The sequence below is a fragment of the Moritella yayanosii genome (assembly GCF_900465055.1).
GTDB classification, from domain to species: domain Bacteria; phylum Pseudomonadota; class Gammaproteobacteria; order Enterobacterales; family Moritellaceae; genus Moritella; species Moritella yayanosii.
The window spans coordinates 1,276,450-1,298,547 of record NZ_LS483250.1 but is presented as its reverse complement, the minus strand read 5'-3'; the positions used below and the strand labels follow the sequence as shown (position 1 = coordinate 1,298,547).

Below are 22,098 nucleotides of genomic sequence, written 5' to 3'. Positions count from 1 at the left end.
CTTTAATTGGCATTTTTTCGACAAACGCATTTAAGTATCGTTTTAAGATAGGAGATTAAGCGTGTCATATTTAGAAAACGACAATGGATTAAACATTGGATATCGAAATGGCCAAAAGGGAAACAGCTCTACTGAAAATGCACTCAATACTATTGATTTGTTTACTGGCTCACTAAAATTGCCACTTACACTTTGCCACTTGGAGGGTCGTGACGATCTTTCTGTAACGGTTCAAGCAGGATATATGCAAAATAATCCTGAACACTTTCACCACCCAAATAGAAAGCTTGCTAATACCGTTTTGGGCTATGGTTGGGGTATTGGGCTTTCTGCGATTATGGTAAAAAATAGACAAGTTAAGCAATCCTACCAAAAGGAATTTTATCTTATTGGGGAAGGCGGTCAGTATCCTTTGTACCGAAATGGACGAACTACGGATGATAAGATAAGTTTTTTTTCGGTTGAGCATCCTAATTGGCAGTTTTATTTATATGATAATGCAGAGCATTCCTACTGGGAAATCTTGCATGAAGATGGCTCTAGACATACTTATGGTGGTAGTGATGACAGCAATGAAAAAACCCTGAGTTGGGATAATTGGATTGGACCTTCAGTCTCAAATTGTGCAGAAAGTTTCATCAGTGCATGGTATTTTTCAGCGGCTGAAACAAGCAAAGGGGCGCAGGTTCAGTACCAATACGATAATGTAATGGAAACGCTTGCAGGTGCTTCTTATACCAGAACGGTACGGTTAAAACGAATTCAAACCTCCTACGATCATGAAATATTGTTTCACTATGAAGATAAAGAAGCCGGGGAATACGGAACAAACCACAGTATTACGGCTGGCGATAATGCTTACCAAGAAAAATATGAAGACAAATATCTTAAAAAACTAGATGTTCGCAATGAGCATCACGTACTGATGTATTCTCAGGAACTGATCTATGAGTTAGTTGCATCTGGAACCGAAGAAACTAAGCGGCGATTAACCGAAATAGCGCAAATCACAGCAGAAGGTACCAAGCGGCCAGCTTTGACTTTGACTTATAAAAAGAGTGGTGAGTTTGAAGGACTGGTAGAAAAGTTACAGTATCCACTTGGAACAGGAATATCATATAACTATGAGAAGACTGAGCTATCGACCAGTGATGGGTATGGTCAGTTTGATTTGGAGATGGACTGGGAAAGTAAAATATACAAAGGAAATGATTTTGAATTTGTGTTGCTTCAGCGCGATGAAAAAATAAAGTTTCATATCTATCAATGGGATATTACTTGGCGACAGCATATTGATGACTCCATGGTTGACGAGAGTGTATCAGACGTACAATTACAATTGGGTAATGGATTTATTTGCCTTTCCTATCTGGACTTATTATCCAGCAGTTATAAGATAAAAATTATTAAACGTTCACCTGTAAGGCGTTTTGATTGGGAAATTCGAGATTTTTCAACAGAAAATAGCCACGATAGACCTTCCATTGCTTGTGGAACCGATTTTGTTGCTGTTCAATATACCGAGCAAAATAGTCTGAACATTTTACAATATAAATACACAGACAATGATTGGCATGAGAATACGTTGGAAGTGGAAAGTCGGGAATATCAGGCATTGGGTGCGGGGGATGGATTTATCTTCGGCGCCTATGGTGACAGTAACTCAGGCAATATTCGCCTACAAAGTTTCTATTCAGATGAAGATCACAATTGGCAAATAGGGGAAACCCTTGATGTGACAGCTAATGTGGACTGGGAACTTGTAGTCCGAGAGTATGTATGGTCTATCGGATATGCTCAAGCAAGTGCGTGTTTTATTAACCATGAAGGAAACAGTGTTAAAACAACGCTAGTTTTGCTGACTTGGACCGATGGTTTTCAATTCACTGGCTATCAAGTGGAAGATTTTGAGTATACAGATGATACGATAAGCCCTTATATATTTGCGGTGACAACAGATACCCTAATTGGCTACGCAGAGCACGTATACCGCTATACACCTGAAGGTTGGGTACATCACAAGCTGCTTGACGTCGTTTCCGGTGGCGCTTATAAATTTTCTTACGCTTCAGATATGGCCTTGGCTGTTGAGAATGTGAATCAATGTCAACGGTTCTATGCTCAAAGGTTTGACCCTTATCGTGATGGATGGACAACCGATGGGGTTCCACAATCAGAGGAACTCACGCAAATAGAGGGAACCTGCCAACCATTGATTGCAGGGGAGTACGCTGTATTGGGGCGGTATATCTTCACGCGGACAATTGATGACACTTGGATAAATATTGGCGATCTAGAGCAAAACATTGACTATGCTCATGTACAAATCGATGCTCAAGGCGGTTATTTACTCTATCAACTTATTGGATATGAAAAAATTTACCAAGTACCCTTTGAAAACGGTGCATTGAGTACGGATGTAAAAGTAATCGAAGGACAACGGTTAGATGCTACGATCGCGATGGGTTCCCAAGCGGGTCTTCAATCTTTTTATACGTTTAATTCTAAAGCTAGCAGCAAGGCTGTACATTTTTACCAGTTAAGTGAAAAAAAATATAAAGACAAACAGCACAATGTACTGATCCGTTCTTTGAATTGTGATTATGGTGTATGGCAACAAGATATTTATCTTCAATATGACATGAATACGGTACGCCTAGAAAATGATCGTTGTGCTTTCCAAACCACGACGGTATATCCAGTTGATGAAAATGGCTCTAGTGGGAAGACAGAATTTCACTTCTTTAATGGCGCTAGTGTAAATGATTATGACTACCCAGACGATGAGTATACCAATGTAAAGCAGTATTATAGCCACATGTGTGGTCGTTTGGCTCATAGCATCGAATATGATGGTGATAACAACCAAGTAAATCGGTCCGAAAATAGTTTGAAGGCCATGGATACGCTTGGTTTTACTATTTTACAAACACGGTTAGAAGAGACTCGTTATTTCCCATCATATGACATGACGAATCATCAAGCGAAAAATACATCATCCATTAAAAAAGCCACATATATTGATTATGAAGATCAGTATTTTCTCAAACGAAAAATAAAACAAGTAGGTCTGAATGCCGAGGGAAAAGAAGTACAGTTCAGTACTGAATTTCGCTATTTGTGGGAAGATGACAGCACCCTTCTGGAAAAAAATGCCCTATCAGATGTTGTCCTTGAGATAAAAAAAGAGGAAACGTCAAACACGATATTGGCGGTCACTCGGTATACTTTTGAGAAAGATGATTCTAACCGGCATTATCAAACCGGAGAATTTTTGTGGGATCATACAGCGAGCTTCGAAGAAGAGGGAGAACAATGGGTTACAACCCAAAAAACAATAGAGGTTAACACGAATCTGGAAACAGCTTGTACGGAAGATATAGAAGGAACAAAAACAACTTACCTCTATGATCAAAAAGATCAGTTTATCGTGGCGGCATTTGACCACGCGCTTCCAGAAGAAGTTCTGTACTGTGGTTTTGAACCTTATGAAAATCTGACTCAACTTAACATGTTGGAAGGTAGGATTAGCGAGATGCTTGATCCTAGCGAATGCTTCAGCGGAACGCAAAGTTTGCGCATTGAACCCAATAATGCGCTGAGTATCAATGTTTCTAACAAGGGTACTCATAATAGAATTTCTTTAGCCGCAAAAACGCAGGGTGAGATAACAATTACTTGGCGACTTGGTAGCATGGTAGAAACTAAAACATATCCCGCTGCTGAATATCGTTGGCAGCAACTCAGAGATATTTTCTCCAATTCAGCGTCAGAAAAAGGGGCGTTGACAGTGACTATTACTGGCACTCAGCCTTTATATATCGACGCATTGTTTCTGTCACCATCGCTTTCCTTAGGCGAAGCTTATGTGTATACAGGGGCTTTTGCTAAGCAATCTGCATCTCATAAAAACCACGAAAGCGGTGAACGAATTTACCTTGACCGTTTTCAAAATCCAGCGGCTATTGCAGGCGATGACGGATCATTTATCAGCCTATCGCGACAGCGGCATGGGCAATTATCGACAGCGTTAACATTAAATGAAACTTTGTTGATAGAATTCCCCAGCGGCGGACGCTTTCATTGGATGGATCAATGGGATGGTAATAGCAAATACTGGTCTCGCGCTGATAATTGTTGGGAATTTATCGCCGAAAATAATTTTGCTTTATTTACAGCAATGACGGCTGGACAACCGACGTTGACGTTAGGAGAACTCCATCTCGAAGTAATTAATAATACGTGGTTGATAAAGTACGCAGGAGGGCTTGTTCATCAAGTAGATGTCACCGATGGCCAGTACTTTACGCTCTTAAAAGTAGGGCATCGTATTCAATTGTCTTGTGAAGATACGGTTATTTATGAGGGCAAGCACCCTTTTGCAGTAGGAACACAATTACAGCTAGCTGTGTCCGATACTGAAAATGTGGATTGCATGGGGTTTGCGCCAGATCCAAAAATATTGCTCTCATTTACCGATTTTGCGGGTAAATCTCATCAGGACATTGCTGTTACAGAAACCGGTATTATTGTCGGACAAACCCTCTATAACCCGCAGGGACAAGCGGAGATAACGACAAAGAAATTAGAGCTACAAGATGTACTTTGGTCATATCAACAAGATCTAGTAACGCACTATAATAGTGACACTGGAATATTAGAAGGACTCGTTGCAGATACTTATCCAGAGGATGATGGGTTTCCTTATGATCAAATTAAACATACGAAATCCCCGTCACCTAAACAGATAGAAATGGGTCAGGCGGGTAAGCAAAGGGCGATTGAAGGCGATGGTAATACCATGCGCTTTGATTACTACATTAATAAAGGTCAATTTCATCATTTACAAGATGGCACTTGTACCCTGAAGTTACAGAAAATGCCTGATGGAATTAGCAGTTTTGAAGCCGTAGATGTCTTTGAAAACAAAGTGATGTCCATCACTTATAATGAAGCCAGTGATACCGCTGAGCGGCTGATGCGATATCAATATGATCACAATGGTAATTTAACGCATGTATTCTACCCTAACTATTTCTCGGGTATGCAGGGGCATGAGCAGTTCTTTAGCACGTATACATATAATGTCTTTGGTAAACTGAGTTCACAGAAAGAACCTGATGCCAGTGGTTATGAATTTATCTATGATCGGGCTGGAAAGTTACGATTTAAGAATCAGGAGTCAGATTCCGGGCGTTATTTATATTATGTGTATGACACTTATACGCGAATGATTGAACAGGGTACCATCGAGGGAAAATGGGACCCAGTACAATTAGAACTAGAGGCGCAATGGGTTGGTATTGCGCCTGCTGGTGGCATTGCCAGAGTCAGAAATTTCTATGATGGCGATGGTACGGATCAGACCTTACTGCGCAAGCTTAGCAAAGTTGAAAGCTTCGATGATGATGGGGTATTAGAAACCGTCGAAAAATATTGCTATGATCTTCGGGGAAATATTCGGGAGAAAACTACGATTACCAAAGCTAGTGAGGATGTATTAGCGACGAAGTATGATCAAGCCGAGAATATAATAACGTGTCCAAAAATTTTGGGAATATTAGAAACCGTCGAAAAGTACCTCGATGACCTTAAAGACAATATTAAGGACAAAATCACATCTACCCAAGCCAATGAGGATGTATTGGTGATGGAGTATGATCACGCCAAGAACATGACAAGTTATCGAATGGACGATGTGATCGTAACGAATATCTACGATATTTTATCCAGATTAGTCGGTGTGAAACACGGAAACAATCTCATTTATACTTGTTCCTATCTACCCGGTGGGCAACTTGCAGGGGAGACGTTCTTACCTGAGCAAGAAGGCGCTTTGGAAAAAACCTATACTTATGATTCGGCAATGTGGTTAAAAGGCATGCAAGACAGATTCTTTGAACAAGAATTAGAGTATGCCGATACGGGGTCAAGTTCTGGGTTGGGAGGACGGATCACGAAGTCTATTAGTCGACATGTCGGTACTCCAGAAATAACCTTTGATTATAGCTATGATGCTTACGGTAGGCTGCAATCTTATGAACGAAATGGCATAGCTCATGCTATCGATTTGGATTTAAACGGCAATCAGGTCGATGAAAATAATGGGTCTACTAGATTTCAATATGAAGAAGGAACCAATAAGCTATTATCCAAGGGCAATACATCTTTTCAATACGATCCGTCGGGGAATGTTACCCAAGTACCTGAACATGAGATGCTCATCAAGTATGACAATATGTTCAATAAACCAACGGCAATTCAAGTCGGAAGCCGACAACTGACTTATACCCATGGTGTACAAGGACATTCGTCAAAAAACGATGGCACTGCGACGACTTTTGTTAATTACGATATGCAAGGCCGATTGCTTAGTGAGATGAAAAACGGTGTTAGAACACTCTGCATATATGGTGCCAATGGAATGATGGCGCAGATCCAGAATGATCAAGTATATTTTTTAATTAAGGATTATCAGTCATCCGTTCGGGCTATCTATGACGGTAATGTACTTTTAGCCACCTTTAGCTACGATCCCTTTGGTCAGATAGATGTTCAGACAATTCTAGATGAGTCAGTAGAAACGTTGATTCCAATTCGTTTTACCTCCGCAAGACTGGAAGCGACGTTAGACTTGTATACCATGCGCTACCGGATATATTCCCCATCATTAGGCCGATTCCTTAATTTGGATCCAGAAAATCAACATACCAGTCCTTATTTATACTGCGGTTCGGATTGGGTTAATTACTTTGATCCTGATGGCGCTTTTTCTTGGGCTGCCTTTACTACCGCGGTCATTGGCATTGTCCTTATTGGTGTCGGTGTTGCTATTACTGTTGCTACTGGTGGTTTAGGCGGTGCCGCCGGAGTCGCCCTTGGTATGTTAGGGGCGGGATTGATCGGCGGTGGTGCTGGTTTGGCGGTTTATGGCGTGAGCTCTGCCATTTCAGGCGATTTTAATTTGACCGACGCACTTATTGCAGGTGGCTTAGGCTTTGTTTTTGGCGCTGTTGCTTTCGGGGTCGGCGCTGGAATTGCCGCCGCAGCACCTACGATAGGTTCCACGGCAACGACGTTCGCTGAGATTGGTTCAGGGGTTATATTAGGCGCAAATAATTCCGTAGTTTCAAACGGAATAACCAATATTAGGGAAGACCGCACATTTACAGATGGCTGGGCGACCTGTGCTATCACGGGTGCCATCGTCGGTGGTATCCCTGCTGCAAAAAAAGCATGGAGTAATAAAAAAACAGGGAAATATACGGTTACACCCAACAGCGCAAAACATGAACTTAAGAAAAAAATTCGCACATCTTTAGCGGATGCGGGTAAATCCGTAGCAGGAAAAGCGGCGGCGGAGGTATACGACAATAAAGATGCATTGATGAACACTGTTCAGGCAGATGATAGACAACAACAATTCGGTGACGTTAATAAAATTAACGGCCCTAACATTCAGATTTATCAAGTAAAAAAACCGGGCAATTTAAATGATATAGGGTCTCTTTGGGTGAGAAATGTTTCATTTAATACCTAAAGTGATTTTATTGAGTAATACGTAAATTCAAAAGAGTAACAACCTACAACTTATAAACAACAAGGAAAATAGTGATGGGAAGAACAACAACGGTAACACCTGAATTTCCACTAATAGTGTCTGATATCGAAAATGCGACAGAATACGATGAAATATTCTTTCAAAGAGGAGGATATATTGAAATTAAGGTCGGTGCAGAGCTTACGATTGATAAAATCACTGAATATAATGGTTCTTTAGGTGGCAAGATACCGACAACAAATCTAAATTCCAGTCAGAAAAAAAATTGGAACTACGACATCATCATAGTATCAGAAGATGGAATCGATGGAAAAAAAGGTCAAAAGGGTGAAGATGGAGCGACGAGTGCCAATGGGCAAAATGGCAGAGATGGCTCATCAGCTTATAATGGTTCTTCATTGGGGGATTATACATTGACAATCAAAGACTCCGATATGAATTTATCATTACTTAATGTTGGTTCTAATGGTGGTGATGGTGGTAATGGTGGTGATGGTGGTGATGGTGGTGATGGTCAAAAAGATGGGCCTAAGGGCGGCAAGGGCGGTGACGGCGGTGACGGCGGTAATGGCGGTAATGGCGGTGATGGTACCCAAGTAACGGTATATTGGGGTTCTACTACTAATGATATCACATGGACTAATCGTGCTGGTCGTGTTGGTGGTCGCGGTCAAGGTGGGGTTTCAGGTAAGAATGGTGCCTGGAGTGCGGATACAGAAAATGGCAAGGATGGTACTAAGGGTAATCAAGGTCTGAAAGGTAAAACCGGTACTGTTAAGGTGATTAAAGAAAAGAAAAAACCGATAACCACAATTTGTAACGTGATAGATAAAGTAAGCCAAGTAATTGATAAGACTGATGATTTTATAACTAACGCTAACAACTTGATGGCTAAAACTCACAAGTTAGAATCAATGTTTAAGCATATCGGTGGTACTAAGGTTGCGAAAGAAAAGTATCCCGCGCTTTATAATGCGCTTTTAAAAACGCCTGAATCGCTAGCATTGCCAAAAACTGGGGATGATTCTTTAGATATAGGCTTTAATATGAGTGCTATTTATATAACCGATGGCGCAAGTAGTAAAGGTAATCTGACAGCATCTGACAGACGTTCTGTGGCATGCGATTCTTATGCCACAGTTAATAACGCAGCAATGATTTTGGTCTCTTCAACGTTAACCGATCTGAACACTGAAACCGTACTAAACACCATAAGTGAATTTACGTATGAGACCGACATTGAATCTAGAGTCGAGGAGTTAAATTCAGAAATAGGACAATTTAATGATCATGAACTTGAAGTGGTTACTAACTTTACCTACGTATATGCTGACGGTGCTACATATACAAGCGAGGAACAAACTCAGGGTTATACATTGGTTAATGGCGAGAGTCTGATCAGCGACTTTGTTATTGATGATCCCCATAGTCTAAATGACACGACCGTTAATGTTATGTATGATCGAGATGCTGTTGGTGATGAGCATACGGACTATACTTATAAAGGTGTGCTGCATGATGAGTTAGTGACAACTAAGCTGCCAGTTAAGGGATCTTTTAAATTAGCGTCTTTTCTGGAACCGAAAAAACTGTCAAATATTGGGCAATTACAGTTAGTTTATAACGAAGCAACCTTGGTGAAATATCACTATAACCATCCGTCAGATTTGGATAAGTACTTCACTTTCAGTAAGCAGGCTGGGCCCAATGAACCATGGACGGTTGCTTTTGATTTTGACGAAGACTGGGGTGTCCAGATAAATAAAGATAACTATACAACAGAGGGTTCCTGCTTAACTGGGGTTAAATTAAGATGGAGTTTCAGAATCGAAACTGTTATGTCATCTGGCGCAATTTTTGACGTAAATGTTGCAATAACTAGTGCTTCAAAGCCACCTGTAGGTGGAAGATACAATCATTCGGACTCAAATACGGTCAAGATACCGGATATATTCATCAGATGGGGCTGTTTCCACAAGGATAGCCTGATTAAATTGGCTGATGGTTGTGTGAAAAAAATCAGTGAAATTTCTATTGGTGATGTATTGTTAACGGCAGAGCAGGAAAAAGTAACGGTTAGGGAAACCTACAAAGGTTTAGAAAAGCAGCTGATACGTATAGAAACAGCATCTGGTAAAGTGTTGCAGATCACAGACAATCACCCGATTATGTCAGATTCAGGCAAAATGATGGCGGCTAAGTTAGCTATTTCGGCCAAAATACATACCGAAGATGGTTTGGAAGAAATCATTGAGCTATCAAAAGTTGATTATAACGATCAAGTCTATAATGTCGATTGTGGCGACGCTATGCTCATTGCAGATGGTATTTATGCGGGTGATTTTATCAGCCAAAATGCGAAGCGGGAGCAGAAAAACAAAAAAACGCCGAGCCCTGAAGCAATCGCAATCATGGATGACATGAAGCGAATGAGTGATGATATTAATCGTTTACACAATCAATAAGGTAGTATTTATAATTTAGTGTCATTTCAGTAAAATATTAAAAAATGAAATGACACATGCTACGACGTTTTGAGCGTTAACTTAAGCTTTTTTAGAGCGTAACCAATAAGCCTCCGGCTTTGCCGGAGGTCATTTAGCTTTTTTATGTATACCCGACATTCCGCACCCCGTTTTATGAATAAATTTGTTGGTATGTCGGCCCCATACAATCAATAATTATTCGATGTCGCTCTTTAATATTCAGCACTAATTGCTGCTCTTCTGAGATAGTTAAAATGTCGATACCTTGAAAGCAAAAGAAAACCCAACGGGCGGTAGGATTTTGACAGGGCTTATATTTTAAATTGGGAAAATATACGTCTTTAGTTCTCAACTCCTCTCGGATCTTATGCTCAAGTGCCGCGTATACCATCAAGCAACACGTCATGATCATCAGCAATGCCTCAATCCGCTCTGCCTTTTTTAAATATAATGACGATGTTAAAAAATCAGGACTTTTTAAGAATCTAAACCCTTTTTCCACACTTTGCTGTGACTTATATAGTTCAAGCATTTTGCTCATCGTTAACGTATCGCTACAATCATTTGTCGCTAACATGAATAACCCTTTTTCGGATAATTTACGTTCGCGAAAATTTAATTTTGAAGCAAGCAAACCGGTTACTTGATATTCATAACCATCCGGCTCTTGACCTGTTTTAGGTCGACCACTTTTAGTGAAAATTGGATGCTCAATAACGTCAATTTCACTCATTGACATACTGGCTTGAGATTTCATCCAGATACTCAGCATTTTCATTGCGTCAGCATGACAAGCAAAACGTTGTTTACTGAGTTTTTCCAGTGATTTTAATGCCGCAGTGGCGTCTTTTAGCATACGTTTATCTAATGTGTGTTGTTCACGTTTTTTTGCTTGTTCACTGAACACTAACAACCAACGCTGCTTAACATCACCGTAGTTTGAATCTATCCAGGTTGCGCTGTAGCCATTACCTAACTCAGTGAAATGGTAATTGTTTTGTTCTGATATGGCGTCTTTGACTAATTTTAACTTTTGCGGCGCTCTCGATATGAATAATTGGCCTTGTTCATCGAGAGATTGGATCGTTTCGGCGACATATAATGCAGCATCGCCAATGAAATAGCGGTTGTTATGGGCCGCTTTAAGACTTTTAACATGTTGCTTAACGATATTTTTAAAACCTTCATTATCGTTAATATTGCCACTTGCCGCCTGCATGTAGACGGGGATACCGGCCTGATTTTCAGTGATCAGGTTTAACACCACCTGATTCAATTCAGGGCGATGATCACGGCTGTAGCCTCGCACTAGTTGAATGGCTGCATTACCGTCTTCGTCTTTATATTCACCATCAACATGAATGCTTGTGGAGTCCAGATTAAGCCCTTCACACGGAAGCTTTAAATGTGAAATTGTACGGGCGGACAGTCCTTGAAATAGCTCGGAAACGCCAGTTTCATAGAGTTGGTCAAGACAGCGACCGAGTGCATCGTCATTAATATGCTCCGCTTTTACACCCTTACCAAGAAGGCGTTCGACAGGCCGTTCTGCAAAATATTCAGGATACATATGCAATGTTCTACCAACAAAACCGAGTCCATTTAAAATCATGGCTTCTACGAGTTGCCCGTATGAAATGTGCTTATCCTTACTTTGTTCGGGATGTGCGTCATCAATAAACTTGGCGATACCAATATCTTTGCACATGCCTGAAACTAAACCGAGGTGATCAAGACTCTTTGTTGAATATGATATGGTCATAATTTTCATCGCCCAAAGATAACTAATAGATCAAATATGGGGATCGCCGTCAAGCTTTTTTTTATTTCACGCGGGATTTAGCAATTTATGTATAACATCAACATTCACAAATACATCATGTCTACATTTGCATTGAACGTGTCGTTAAAAAGCGATAATTAATACCTATAATAGGGTGCGGAATGTCGGGTATACTGAATAGGGTGTTTTTCAAGATAGTTGACACTCTTCACTTAAGCTTCATACTACCTTTTTCGTCTCTTCATTAGGCACATTATTTGGGTTCAATATGACCGCGCCGATTGGTTCACAATTCCTTATTCCGTTAGGCCAGCACATTGGATTTATCACCTTCGCAGCTTCAAGTACAGTTTTTAGATTGGATTACCTTGATGTGTTTCTTTAGCACTTTGCATAACAAAGTACAGCGAAGCCCATTGCAGCAAACTCAGTCGCAATGTGCTGGTGGCACCGCTGGTAATTAGCTTTGTAATATCTGCAGTGGCAGGGAAAGTAACTCATCGCCCATACCGGCAAAGTACCAAATCACACCAATAAGCGCGCCTGCTGTCGCCACATACCAGATAGCGGAAAACAGCTGCCCGTATTTGTCGAGGGGTAATAGATGGCTTTGGTGACGGCCACGCCATTCAAATACGATCTCGACGCTACCAATTAACAGCATGAAGCCAAGCAGAGCTAGGCCTAAGCTATAGCTGATGAATATCCCGGCCACGGCCCCTGCGATACAAGCAACTAGGCCTACAACGCTGTTCATCGAAAAGCTAATGCTTTTGAGGATGTGGCCACCATCGAGCGGTAAAATCGGTAACAGGTTAAATAGATTCAGCAAGGCGTTAAAGCTGGCCAGTCCGGCAAAAAATATTTCCCCTGTTAGCCAGTAGGCGACCAGAGACAGCAGCGACATGAGCAAGCCAAAGGTGGGGCCCATAATCGAGATCACCACATCTTGCCAGCGGGTATTAATCTTATCATCGCCTAATGCTAAACCGCCCATAAACGGGATCAAGTAAATGCCTTTGGTCTTCATACCAAAGAATTTCATGGCTTTAACATGGCCGTATTCATGAAACACCAGACAAGCAATCAAGGCGAGGGCAAACTGCCAAGAAAATAGCCATGAATAAGCCGCCAGACTGGCGCCGGCCAGTACTACCTTGATAACCTTGGCACTCTTCAATAACTTTAATGCCAGCGAGCCTAAGCCAATTAAGCTAAATTTTTTCTTTACGGCAACCGGATGTTGCGGGGTTTGCCGTTCAATATCTTTGGTGTCGCGCTGGCCTTGGTTAATGAGCTGTTCATTAACATACAAGGCATAGTTTATTTTAAAGGGTTGCCAGAGCAGCTCGGTGGTGAGTTTTATGAGGATGCTGGCTGGTGGCTGCGCTGCGACTGAATCACTGCTGTGCTGGCTGAGTTCAAATTCATGGGTTTTACTGCCCTCATTGTCACTCGAGGCGTTGATTACCGACACGAGTTTGTCGTCCCAAAATACTTGTTGCCAGCCCGCTAGCGAGCCTTCTAGGCGCAGCTGTTTGCCAAGGCAGTCAATGTTTAATAGTTCCAAGTTAAGCCTTTATATTTATCCAGCAGTGATGCCGATTAATAGAGTAATAGAGTTTAAGTTGCTGTCGTGACAGCGTGTTTGCCGATGGCAGAGTATAGCAAAAAGTATAACAAAAGAGAAAAATGTGATGACAGTACCTGTTGAATAGATTTACTCGACGTTATTGGTCGTTTACCTTACCGCCATAAATTGGTAAGATGTTGTTCATAAAGAAAATTAAAGCGTTAAGCATCGCAAGGGAAAATCTGAAGATGATGAGACAAATTTTACTGGTTGCAGTCTCGCTGTTGTTGGCTGCAAACGCGAGCGCTGCAATAAATGAAAAAGAATATGCTAAATGCGCTATCGTTGAAGGGGAGCAGGCTAGACTTGAGTGCTTTGATAATTTGGCTGTCGCCAAAAAACTTAATGTTCGTCAAGTTAAACCAGCATCGTTCGTGGGTAAAGGAAAGTGGTATGTATCCGTAGATGGTGGTTCTAAGGCCGTTACATTGACTCTGAATGCTGATTCTGGAAAAAACCGATGGGGTAAACCGGTTTATCTGGTTGTAAGGTGTAAAAATAATACCACAGATCTCTATATTGGCTGGAACGACTATCTTGGTCGCGAAGCCTCGGTTATGACTCGAGTCGGTACTAATAAAGCTATTACTCAAAGCTGGAGTATGTCTACTGACAAAAACACCACATATCACAACGAGCCAATTGCGTTCATAAAAGAGCTACTTGATTCACCTAAGTTAGTTACTCAAGTAACTTTGTACAATGACAGCTCAGTTACAGCAGTTTTCAATACTTCTGGTTTAGCAAATATCATACAGCCGCTTAGAGACAGTTGCGGCTGGTAATTTGTAACAATAACAAATAGGTGTCGCGCAACCGACATCTATTCGGGTATCGAACAAATCCGAAGCCATCTTATATAGTAAATTATGAATTCAGTTTGGCAGGTGCACATCTTGATATTAAACTCTGTGTTAAGTGCTGCATTATCACCCCTGCGATCAGCAATACTATCCCGATAATAATAAAATCCAAGGCTGTGAGTTGTAAGTAACTTAACAGCGCAATGACATGATGCATCTTATTGGTTCTTGCAATACGATTATATGAATTGAAAAACCAAGGATAATAGTAAGTAATATAATCAAAGTAGTGGACAGGTAAGATCCCGTCAAAAGACAATCAGGTTTATCTTGCCAGTGAAAATTAATACCAATACAATCAGTCGTATGGATAGTCTTATTTATAACTTAAAAGACTAACAAAATAATGCACAGGACGTCTCGACTTGTCAGAAACAGACAATATCCTGATATAACCTTATTTTTCAATGGATTAAATGCTATTTTAAATGCTATTTTAAATGGTGTATGGATTTGAGGATTCGAGACGTCCGACTATACTAATACGTTATATTTTTAGAGAGGATTTATGAGTTCTTATATTGTAGGGCATCTTCCAGAAGATCAGGGTCCTGTAACAAGTATCTATAAAGAAGTTCGGAAAGTACCATTTTCGTTCACCAGCAAAAAGAATGAAGCAGAATCGGCGGCAGAAGGTTCGTATGTTTACGTAATTGTAAAAGAAAAGGAGGGTAGAAAAAATATTTTTAAACTCGCTTATAGCTACAAGTGTACTGAATGCTTCCGAAAAGCAGGTGGTAAATGGCTCGGAAAATTTGATTATAAAAATACAGTGGAATATGAAAAGGATGGCGAACTAAAATTATTAGACCCGCCATTAGCAATAACTGATTCTGATTTTATTAGTTGGTATAAAACTAAAGCTTTAGGAATGCGTGTAATTCCTACTGAATATGAATCCGTGTTAAAAGCTATGTTAGTGTAGCTATTAGTTCAAATATAACAAAACGTTGCACTCGCACTCGATACAGTTTTCGCAGTTTTTTGCTAAATAAAGGTCGTTAAAACAGCTTCTACTTACTTGCGGGTTAACGCGGCGTTGGTAGCCTTGAAAGAACGGCATTATCTCAACTTATTGGGTTGGAGGGTGAGATAATGCTCACTTATGTTCATCATCGAGCCAGCCGAACTAGACTGACTCAGTTAAACGATCAGACTTTAGTGTCTCCCGACAAGGAAACTCTCAGGCGCTGCATACCTTCGTCAATAGAGACCAGAGGCTGATAACCCAGATCCGCTTTAGCTGCGCTGATATCAAAGTAATGGCTGGTCGATAATTGACGTGCGACAAAACGCGTCATCATCGGTTCTTGGGTCTTGCCAAGCCACAGATATATCTTCTCCAGTATTGTGCCGACTATGTAGGCCAGCAGTGCTGGTACGCGTTTCGTCACCGGTGGTAAATCGGCACAATCAAGTATTTTATTGAGCATGCTGGCCATCGTGATCGGTTGATCATTACTGACAAAATAACTATTACCGGCGCAACTTGGCGTGGGGTCTGCGAGTCTTAGCGCGGCCAGAATATGGGCATAAGCAGCATTATCAATGTAGATAGTATCAACCAGTTTATCTTCTTTACCGACTAATTTTAATCGACCGAGTTTGGCTCGGGCAATGACGCGTGGCACCAGATGTGGATCACCGGGTCCCCAAATTAAATGCGGCCTTATGGCAACGGTTTTGAGTCTATCGCTATTCGCGGCCAGTACCATTTGCTCGGCCAGCGCTTTGGATTGCGCATAATAATTTAAGAATGATTGGGCATAAGGTTGCGATTCATTGATCCCAGCCTCGTCTTCACCGGTAAATGTCACACTTGGGGTGCTGGTATAGACTAAGCGCTCGATAGCCAGTGACTGACTGGCCTGAATGATATTGGCTGTTCCTTCCACATTAGGGCGATAATAATCAGCTTGCGAACCCCATACACCGGCTTTGGATGCGACATGAAAGACCAAGTCACAGTCCTTCATCGCCGCGGTGAGCGCCGACAAATCACAGATGTCGCCCTGTACCATGTTGACACCTAACGTTGATAAGTGCGGATAATGGCCACGGGCGAACCCGGTTACTTTAATACCGACGGCAGTTAATGCCAGGCAGATACTGGTGCCTAAAAAACCACCAGCACCAGTGACAAATGCATGTTTGGTGGTCGCGGCTAATGCAGTAAGGGCGCGCTGTTCTGCGGGCGGTCGCGAGCTGAAGTTCGTCATATTAAGACCTTGTTTGGGAATACAGTCAACGATTGTAAGGTGCTTGTTTTTGCGCCCAAACCGCTAGTTTTTCACGAAATATTTTGGCATTGTGGCGAATATCAACAGGAAAATCAGGGTGAATTAAAAACGCGTTGATCGTGGATGTTTGCTGATGTTTATTGCCAACCACGTTAAGTTCGCGAAATAACTGCTCAGTGGAGATGACAGCATCATGTTCTAATTCGACACACAGTAACGGGATAGTTTCACCCTGGTATTGGATCCCGACCAGTGCGGTACGTTTCACTTGCTCATGGGTATTAAATATACGCTCACAAGGGATCGGGAAATAGCGTTGACTCGGCGTGACGACACTGTGGGCTTTACGTCCACACATCCATAACTGGCCTTGTTCATCCAAATATCCCAGATCCCCCATGCGGTGTCGAAACACTGGCTGTGACTCAGTGCTCGTTGGATCTTTGATCTTGGCTTGTTGGGTGGCGACGTCGCGGCGATAATAACGCTGACTGACCACTTGTCCTTTCACTACTATCTCACCAATTTGTTGGGTTGGTAAGGTTAAGTCATCATCCCAATCGGCAATGACATCTTCGCTGATCGCAATAATAGCGATCTCAACATCTTTGATTGGCTGACCAACGCAGATCCCGCCACCATTATCGGTAATGTCTTGCATAGTTAGCAGTGCTTTACTGCCAATCTTCGTAAGCGGCAATGACTCTGTAGCACCGTAAGAATTCCATACTTCTACATTGGTATTAAGCAAGCGAGTAAAGCGTGAAATTGACGATAAGGTTGCCGGAGCACCCGCAGAGATCACGCGTTTCAAACTGGTTAATATCTGCGGTTGATCGTGTTTGCAGCCTGCTTGACCGAGGACCTCGATTAACGCCGGATTAGCAAACAGGTTAGTGCACTGGTATTTTTCAATGGCAGCAAAGATAAAGTCTGGGTTCGCGGTTATCGGTTTACTGGCATCCATATCTGGCACAATTGACGCCATGCCCAGTGCCGGACCAAATAATGAGAATAGCGGAAAGGTACTGAGATCCCTTTCTCCGGGCTGGATACCGTAATCATCGCGGAGTGCTTGTATTTGCCCTTCAAACATTTGGTGACTGTAAACCACGCCTTTAGGCACGCCAGTACTGCCACTGGTGAATAATATGGCGCACAATTCACTGTTATCAAATAGCGCGATAGGATAAGACTTAATCGGCTTATCTTGCTGTTTATTTAGGGTTGAATTGGCACGATACTCGGTTAATAAACGCAGTAAGCTCATTTGTCCGGTGAGGCGAGACAGCATTTCACAGCCGCCGACGGTAAGACTAAATCTGACGCTGTCTTTACCCCAGCCAAACAGTTTACGCGCGATATGGGCTTTGGGAATACCAATGAAGGCATCGGGAGCCGATTCACTAAAACATTGTTTGAGATTGCGGATCCCCATTCCTGGATCAACCAAGATCGGCACGATACCGGCTTTAAATAACGCAAAGGTTAAGACAAAAAAATCGATGCTTGGCGTGACCATTAATACGGCCTTCATTCCTCGTTTTATGCCATAAGCATTTAGCGCATAGGCAAGCTCATCACTTTGCTGATCAAGAGACGCTAAATTAATCTCGTCATAAACCAATTGCCCTTTACGACTCCGCTGTACAGCGACCGCGAGTGAGTCGGGGGTCGCGAATGCTGCGTGAGAGAGGTGGCGACAGAAATTCATCGCCTCTGAGGTTGCGTTAATAGTCATACAACTCAACGCTTATCGGTCATGAAGTCGGTGATCAATGCAATGACTTCATCACTGGCGTCTTCCAGAATATAATGACCGCAGTCATCAAATTCATTCACTTGCGCGTGCGGCATGCGTTGTTTCCATTGTGCTAAAAAGTGTTTATCAAACACAAAATCTTTTAATCCCCAGCAGATCAGGGTTGGCACAGTCGAAAACTTAGCCAGACTATCGCCAATATCTGAGACTAACTGGTAATTGCGGTCTTCAGGTTTTAGCGGAATGTCCTGTACAAAACGTAAAGTGGAAATACGGTTACGCCACGAATTAAAAGGCGATACATAAGCGCGGCGAACATCTCGGCTCATGGCTTGGCGACGTACACCAACAATCGACGCGATGGATGAAAAGGCATTAAAACCGCGCACTAAAAACGTGCCGACAACGGTATTACGACAGATCCACAATGGCAGTGGAAACGCTTTTGATAACGGCAGATGAAAAGCCGCGGTATTTAAGATCACCAAGCGTTTGATCCGATCCGGATGTCGCGCCGCGTAACCCATACCTATCATACCGCCCCAGTCGTGGACGACTAAGGTGATGTTTTCTTTAACATCCAGATGTTCAAGTAATGCTTCCAGATCATCAATGCGGCTGGTTAAGGTATAGTCGTAATCGTTATCATCGGGTTTATCAGACAGACCGCAACCAATATGGTCGGGTACAATACACTGATAATTGCTGCTTAATGCCAAAACCAGATTACGATAATAAAACGACCAACTTGGGTTACCGTGAACCATGACGACAGGTTCACCGGTTCCTTCATTGAGGTAATGATATTGCTGGCCATTACGATCAAGGTAATTACGTTTAAACGGGAATAATTTATCTAACATTGAGTTACCATTTTAATCCAAGCATCATACAATTTAAGCCACTGCCTATACCTAAGAAGCTCACGTTGTCACCTTTTTTCAAAAAGCCTTCTTCGTCGGCCATCGCAGCGGTCACTGGCAGTGATACTGTGCCCATGTTCCCCAGGTATTTGAAGGTCGGAAATTCTTTTTCAACGGGAATATTTAAGGCGGTTAACACTTTCTTTTGGTTGGCTGCGCCCACCTGATGACAAATCACTTTATTGACATCTTCGGGTGTCCATTGGCGTTGCGCTAAAAATTGCTGCCAGGTTTCTTGCGCCAGTGATACGCCTTCTTTAAGCAACTTGACTGCGTCGGTACGCATATATTCACGGTATAACTGCGTATCGATTTCTTTCAATCCCCACTGGCATAGATCGTGATGTTCAGGCGCAGATAAGTGCGTGGCCCCTAGTAATTGGTGATGGTGAGACCCCGCTAAATTTAAACTGCCATCGGTAAGTAATATGGCGACTGCGCCAGAACCGCCGGTCAAGGTCGCCAGTGATGTGGCGTAATTTCTGATGGTCGGATCGGCTAACATATCATCGATACTCACATCAACAATGTGACGGGCAGATTCACAAGAAACGACTAAACCAGCTTTTATCTGGCCTAATTCGATGCGGTTGGCGATATCTAACATGCCGGACAAGGCCCCTAAACAGGCATTGCTAATGTCATAAATGGCGGTGTTATTAGATACGCCCAGTTTTGCGGCGATACGGCAGGCTGTTGCTGGTTCGTGCTGATCACGGCAGACACCGGTATACACCACAGCGCCGATGTCGCTGACATCGATGCCCGTTTCATCCAGGGCTTTTTGTGCGGCAATTAATGCGCCATCAGATAACATGTAGTCTTTTGGCCACCAGCGACGTTGGGTAATACCAGTGAGTGCGGCAAGTTGGCCCACAGGAATGCGCAGCTTTTGATATAAAGGAGCTAAGCGAAGCTCTAGAGCTGTACTTGTTATGATTTCTGGAGCTAGTTCATAGGTCAGGCTATTAATAAAAACGCGGTTATATTTCATGGCTAGGTCATTTTGCTCAATAATTAGGCGGATTATCGCCTCATTCTAATTATGTTTAGGTTATTTGAGCAAGAAAGCGTTGATTATTCAACTAAAAATAACAATTATATAATGGAATTAATATAAAAGAACGGTTACGCAATGAGAATGTGGCATCTTTTGGGGCTTTGAGATAGCGCTATAATGATGCTAGGGAGAATGTTGGTTTATGCTTAGCGGAATATGCGCGGTCGCAGCTGCCATAATACTGAATTGACAAGACCGAGCGGATGTTATCCTGAACGGTCTTTTTATACTCACTAATTATTTAAACGTGCCGAAATAATTATGTTATTGCAGCCTGAGCATTGGCTTTATTGGCTTTTTTAACTTGATAGAAACGTACCAGCTGGATAACACACATAACATTAAGAATTAAACTTAACACTGCAAGCGGGTATGTTAATGATTCGTCTCTTGGGAAGATCCACAAGTTGCGCTCGTAGAACTGCGTAAAGGTAAAGTAGAACATAAACCAGATAGCCAGCGTATAAGCACGAGCCTGTAACCATGTTCCTTTCTTAATGAACAAGGCTGGGATAGTTGCAGCTAAAATTACCATCAACTGCGCTGACGCAGATGCAGGGAAGTTAAGGTAAACATACACAAAGTTCCACACATCATAAGCAATGATCCAAAGTACAGTCATTTGTGGCCAGATCATATCCTTCTGCTCAGAGTCATCCGCTTTAATGCCTTTCCAACCGTAATAACAAGTCAGGATAGACAGCACACCCGCCACACCGTTAAGAATGTTCGGGGTGAAACCCATGCCGAAATCTTGAGTTACCGCTTCTGCAATATTACCCGCGAGGAAGAAGACACAGAACATTTTAGCGGCCTTATACTCATGCACTTTAGTAAATCGCATCAGCAAGAAGAACACGGACGCAAGGACAACTGAGTAAATCTTCGCCCATTTAAACCAATAAACAACGCCTTGGTATGGCCAAACAAAGATACTGAGCACGATTGACAGACCAATGAAGAAAACAAAACCACTCCATTTAAAGCGACGGAATAGCTCGTTTAACAGGATTAACACAATCAAGGTTAAAAAAATGTGTAGCTTAGCAATAAAACTGTGCCAGCGTAGCAGCTTGAACTCCATATCCTTTTCAAGGATCTGGAGTGACTCACCCGGTACATTAAGGTTAACCTGGATGTTTTCTTCATCAATAATAGTTAAACTTGCTTTATCAAAATCTTTAATCGCACTGCCATCTAGCGGATGGATAGTGATATTTTGACCCTCTAGCGTCCACTGATGAATTTCGCTTTCATCACGCCCATTGAATTTCTTTTCAATGAGTACTTTACCATTCGTTTCAAACTCTAAATGGTAAGACAAACCACCAGTACCTGGCATACCTTCCAAAATAATTTGGTACATACCAATTGTAGGCAGTTCTTTCTGGGCAAGGGTGTTAGCCGGATCATTCTGAGCCCATACATTAAAAGATACGGCGCAGCACAAGCAAAGTATTGCTGTGAGCCATTTCTTTATGACGTTAATATTAATCATATTGTTTCCTTATATTCTAGTACTCTATGTTTGATTACATAAAATTGTTAAGACTGAACAGAGTTGGCTTGTTCCAACTGTTTTCTATTCTCGGGTTTATTGTGGAAATAGAATCGAGAGCTGAATCCAGCATCTGCATTCGCCACTTCCGTATCTGCATATATATCTGCGGGCGCCGTAGCCAGGTGTTTGAATTTTTTATCACACTGACCGGTATACATCTGCCTGTTGTATCAAATAATGAATAAAGCTCACAAGCGATTAAAATGGCAAACCTATCAGGAATACA

The 22,098-nt window shown here is 42.0% G+C and carries 11 protein-coding genes; 4 read left to right on the top strand and 7 right to left on the bottom strand.

Annotated features, from left to right (window positions below):
* Positions 1–61 precede the first annotated feature (61 nt).
* Both MORIYA_RS05810 and MORIYA_RS05805 read left to right on the top strand, forming a co-directional pair.
* Positions 62–7,540 carry an RHS repeat domain-containing protein gene (locus tag MORIYA_RS05810; protein WP_112713475.1) on the top strand — a complete coding sequence of 2,493 codons (7,479 nt, stop codon included), beginning with the start codon at positions 62–64 and terminating at the stop codon, positions 7,538–7,540.
* A gap of 74 nt (positions 7,541–7,614) precedes the next feature.
* On the top strand, positions 7,615–10,026 hold the full coding sequence (locus tag MORIYA_RS05805) for a Hint domain-containing protein (RefSeq protein ID WP_162629237.1): 2,412 nt from the start codon (positions 7,615–7,617) through the stop codon (positions 10,024–10,026).
* A 172-nt stretch (positions 10,027–10,198) separates the two neighbouring features.
* Here the strand turns inward: MORIYA_RS05805 and MORIYA_RS05800 are convergent, their stop codons facing one another.
* Positions 10,199–11,818 carry an IS1634 family transposase gene (locus MORIYA_RS05800; protein ID WP_112713471.1) on the bottom strand — a complete coding sequence of 540 codons (1,620 nt, stop codon included), beginning with the start codon at positions 11,816–11,818 and terminating at the stop codon, positions 10,199–10,201.
* A 472-nt stretch (positions 11,819–12,290) separates the two neighbouring features.
* On the bottom strand, positions 12,291–13,400 hold the full coding sequence (locus tag MORIYA_RS05795) for a site-2 protease family protein (RefSeq protein ID WP_112713469.1): 1,110 nt from the start codon (positions 13,398–13,400) through the stop codon (positions 12,291–12,293).
* 251 nt (positions 13,401–13,651) lie between these two features.
* Between MORIYA_RS05795 and MORIYA_RS05790 the strand changes: the two genes are divergently transcribed.
* Both MORIYA_RS05790 and MORIYA_RS05780 read left to right on the top strand, forming a co-directional pair.
* The gene (locus MORIYA_RS05790) at positions 13,652–14,248 is read left to right on the top strand and encodes a type VI secretion system-associated protein TagO (RefSeq protein WP_232011526.1); all 597 of its coding nucleotides are present in this window, start codon (positions 13,652–13,654) and stop codon (positions 14,246–14,248) included.
* 586 nt (positions 14,249–14,834) lie between these two features.
* Positions 14,835–15,251 carry a hypothetical protein gene (locus MORIYA_RS05780; protein WP_112713465.1) on the top strand — a complete coding sequence of 139 codons (417 nt, stop codon included), beginning with the start codon at positions 14,835–14,837 and terminating at the stop codon, positions 15,249–15,251.
* Between the two features lie 226 nt (positions 15,252–15,477).
* Here the strand turns inward: MORIYA_RS05780 and oleD are convergent, their stop codons facing one another.
* The 5 genes from oleD to MORIYA_RS05755 form a co-directional block, all read right to left on the bottom strand.
* Entirely contained in the window at positions 15,478–16,545 is a 1,068-nt protein-coding gene (gene oleD / locus MORIYA_RS05775) for a 2-alkyl-3-oxoalkanoate reductase (RefSeq protein WP_112713463.1), read from the bottom strand.
* Between the two features lie 25 nt (positions 16,546–16,570).
* A complete protein-coding gene (oleC, locus tag MORIYA_RS05770) occupies positions 16,571–18,307 on the bottom strand; it encodes an olefin beta-lactone synthetase (RefSeq protein ID WP_112713461.1) in 1,737 nt (578 codons plus the stop codon).
* Positions 18,308–18,312: 5 nt separating this feature from the next.
* On the bottom strand, positions 18,313–19,191 hold the full coding sequence (locus tag MORIYA_RS05765; protein WP_112713459.1) for an alpha/beta fold hydrolase: 879 nt from the start codon (positions 19,189–19,191) through the stop codon (positions 18,313–18,315).
* 4 nt (positions 19,192–19,195) lie between these two features.
* The gene (locus tag MORIYA_RS05760) at positions 19,196–20,245 is read right to left on the bottom strand and encodes a 3-oxoacyl-ACP synthase III (protein WP_112713457.1); all 1,050 of its coding nucleotides are present in this window, start codon (positions 20,243–20,245) and stop codon (positions 19,196–19,198) included.
* A gap of 325 nt (positions 20,246–20,570) precedes the next feature.
* Entirely contained in the window at positions 20,571–21,809 is a 1,239-nt protein-coding gene (locus MORIYA_RS05755; protein ID WP_112713455.1) for a DUF5692 family protein, read from the bottom strand.
* Between the last annotated feature and the right edge of the window lie 289 nt (positions 21,810–22,098).